Source organism: Microcystis sp. M53602_WE12 (genome assembly GCF_030065455.1).
Lineage (GTDB): Bacteria > Cyanobacteriota > Cyanobacteriia > Cyanobacteriales > Microcystaceae > Microcystis > Microcystis aeruginosa.
Window position 1 is genome coordinate 1 of the sequence record NZ_JASJFB010000423.1, and the last position, 3434, is coordinate 3434.

The 3434-nt window shown below is 49.9% G+C and carries 4 protein-coding genes; all 4 read left to right on the forward strand.

Annotation, left to right across the window (positions count from 1 at the left end):
• Positions 1 to 78 precede the first annotated feature (78 nt).
• Positions 79 to 1218, forward strand: coding sequence for a glutamate 5-kinase (proB, locus tag PX482_RS14265; RefSeq protein WP_288122588.1), 1140 nt, complete (start codon positions 79 to 81; stop codon positions 1216 to 1218).
• A 182-nt stretch (positions 1219 to 1400) separates the two neighbouring features.
• The gene (gene apcB, locus PX482_RS14270) at positions 1401 to 1910 is read left to right on the forward strand and encodes an allophycocyanin subunit beta (protein WP_044035076.1); all 510 of its coding nucleotides are present in this window, start codon (positions 1401 to 1403) and stop codon (positions 1908 to 1910) included.
• Positions 1911 to 1912: 2 nt separating this feature from the next.
• Positions 1913 to 2080, forward strand: coding sequence for a hypothetical protein (locus PX482_RS14275; protein WP_288094488.1), 168 nt, complete (start codon positions 1913 to 1915; stop codon positions 2078 to 2080).
• A gap of 25 nt (positions 2081 to 2105) precedes the next feature.
• The coding region (locus tag PX482_RS14280; protein WP_502888561.1) for a MutS N-terminal domain-containing protein at positions 2106 to 3434 on the forward strand (1329 nt) is incomplete at its 3' end.

Below are 3434 nucleotides of genomic sequence, written 5' to 3' on the forward strand. Positions count from 1 at the left end.
CCACACCCCACACCCCACACCCCACACCCTACACCCCACACCCCACACCCCACACCCTACACCCCACACCCCTTGACGATGAACCAAACCATAGTGATCAAAATCGGTACTTCCAGTTTGACCGATAATGAAACCGGCCAATTATCCCTCTCCACGATCGCCGCTTTAGTGGAAGTCCTCACCCGGTTGCGCGCTGCCGGTCATCGGGTGGTATTAGTATCTTCCGGGGCCGTGGGGGTGGGCTGCCGTCGTCTGGGAATACAGGAAAGACCGAAAAAAATCGCCCTCAAACAAGCGATCGCCGCCGTCGGCCAAGGTCGTCTGATGCGGATCTATGATGACCTCTTTACCAGTCTTGGTCAACCGATCGCCCAAATTTTGCTGACCCGGCCTGAATTGATGGAACGCACCTGTTATGTCAACGCCTATAATACCTTTCAGGCTTTGTTTGAATTAGGGGTAATTGCCATTGTCAACGAAAATGACACGGTGGCGATCGATGAGTTAAAATTCGGCGATAATGACACTTTATCAGCCCTTGTAGCCAGTTTAATCGAGGCTGACTGGTTATTTATCCTCACCGATGTGGATCGCCTCTACAGTGCCGATCCGCGGCTATTTCCCGAAGCGGCGGCTATTGCCCGAGTTAGTCCCGCGGAATTAGCGCAACTATCGATCGATGCCGGTAGTAGTGGCAGTCAGTGGGGGACCGGGGGTATGGCGACTAAATTGGCGGCGGCCCGGATTGCCACCAGCGCCGGGGTAGAAATGGCGATTACTAGGGGACGGCAGCCCGGCAATATCTTAAAAATTATGGCAGGAGAGGCGATTGGAACCCGTTTTGAGGCCCAAAAACGCAGTGATAACGCCCGCAAACGCTGGATCGCCTACGGACTACTGCCCATGGGTAAAATCTATCTCGATACCGGGGCAATTCGAGCCATTTGTCAGGGGGGAAAATCTCTGCTCGCGGCCGGGATCACCAAAGTGGAGGGGGAATTTAGCGCCTCGGAATCGGTGCAATTGTGCGATCAAGAAGGCCGGGAATTGGCCAGGGGAATTGTTAATTATAGTAGTGAGGAGATCGATCGAGTGAAAGGTCAACATTCCGAGCGTATTGCCAGTTTATTAGGTTATATGGCCGCAGAAACCATTATTCATCGGGATAATCTCGTTATTTTGAGTGCCTCGTCCACTACCTCGACTAATAAAGGATAATTCCGCCACCCAGCGCCGGTCCAGCCAATGCCTTAAATGTAAAGAAATGTCTCAAAAAAACAACAAATTGTTAGACAAGCAAGAGAGTTAGACTGGGGATGTCCCCCGAAGTTCAACCCTGTGAGATTATAAATAAAGCGAAACTCAAAAATGTCTTTATTGCTGTTGGGAGAAACTTAATAATGCGAGACGCGGTAACTAGCCTGATTAGAAAATACGATGTCACCGGACGTTATCTCGATCGAGATGCGATCGATAATCTTAAACAATATTTTGCCTCGGGAACTGCCCGTCTAGCTGCCGCCGCCCTCATTAACGCTAATTCGGCGGCGCTCGTGCGTGGGGCGGCGATTCGTCTATTTGAAGAAGTTCCCGAATTGATCCGCGCCGGGGGTAATGCCTACACCACCCGTCGTTATTCTGCCTGTCTGCGGGATATGGATTACTATCTCCGCTATGCCAGTTATGCGCTGGTGGCTGCCGATACTAATGTTCTAGATGAACGGGTACTGCAAGGACTGCGGGAAACCTATAATTCCCTCGGGGTTCCCATCGGTCCGACGGTGCGCGGTATCCAAATCATGAGCGAAATGATTCAAACCATGGCTACTGAGGCGGGTATTACCGACACCTCTTTGATTGCTGAACCCTTTGATCATCTCACTCGCGAATTAAGCGAAGTGTCTATCTAATATTGAACGAACCTGCGTCAGTCCCCACTCTCAGCCTAGGGGAGTGGGGAAGATGCAGCAAGGGGAACCATGAAGTGGTTCTCCTAGTGCGGAAGTCTGAGGCAACCGCCATCGACGAAGAAGCGTCAGAAACTTCCCACTCAGCCAAGGGGTGGGGAACAGTTCATTAAAACATTGTCCAGCTTTCTTTGACCCATGACTCTCCCCTCGGATTTTCCCCTAGAACCACCGGCTACCAATAAAGATCCCCATCGTGATTATCGCGGACTCGATCGCGATAAACTCACCCCCATGTACCAGCATTATGTGGAGGTAAAAGAAACCTATCCCAATGCTCTTTTACTCTATCGTGTGGGCGATTTTTTCGAGTGTTTCTTTCAGGATGCGGTGATTATCTCCAGAGAATTAGAATTAGTTCTCACCAGCAAGGAAGGGGGTAAAGGGATTGGGAGAGTCGCCATGACCGGGGTTCCCCACCACGCCCTAGAGCGTTATAGTCGTTTATTGGTGGAAAAAGGCTATGCAGTGGCGATTTGTGACCAAGTAGAGGATTCAACGGAAGCAGCCGCCGAAAAACGACTCGTAGAACGCGCTATCACCAAACTGCTCACCCCCGGAACCCTCACCGATGAGGGAATGTTAAACGCAAAAAAGAATAATTTTCTGGCCGCTGTGGTGATTACCGGAGAAAATTGGGGATTAGCATATTCAGATATCTCCACCGGAGAATTCTACACCACCCAAGCCAGCGATTTAACGGCTTTAAGCCTAGAATTAAGCCGTTTACAGCCCTCGGAAATCCTTTTTCCCATCAATGCCCCCGATTTAAACCGTATTTTGCGCCCTGGGGAAAAATCCGACCATCTCCCCCCCTGTTTACCCGATAGTTTTTGTTATTCTCTCCGTCCCCAAACTATCTTTACTCTCACAGAGGCGAAAAATCGTCTCCTAATCACCTATAAAATGCGTTCCCTAGAGGGTATGGGCTGCGAACATTTACCCCTTGCTATTCGCGCCGCCGGAGGCCTCTTAGAATACATTGAAGATACCCAAAAAGCCAATCAAGTCCCCCTACAACCTTTAAAAACCTACTCTATCTCCGAATTTTTGATTTTAGATGGGCAAACCCGTCGCAACCTTGAAATTACCCAAACGGTGCGCGATGGTAGCTTCTATGGTTCTCTATTATGGGCGATTGATCGTACTTGTACGGCCATGGGTAGTCGCGCCTTACGTCGTTGGTTACTGCAACCCCTCTTAGATTCTCGCGGTATTCGCGCCCGTCAAGATACTATCCAAGAGTTAAAGGATAATCCCGCCCTGCGCCAAGATATTCGGCAAAAATTAAGGGAAATCTACGATATAGAACGTTTAAGCGGTCGCGTTGGCGCAGGAACGGCTAACGCCCGCGATTTACTTTCCCTAGCGGCATCTTTAGTCAAATTAGCCGATTTAGCGGCTTTGGTTGCTTCGGGAAATTCGCCCTATTTGAAAGCTTTACAGCAAATTCCCGCCGATTTAGAA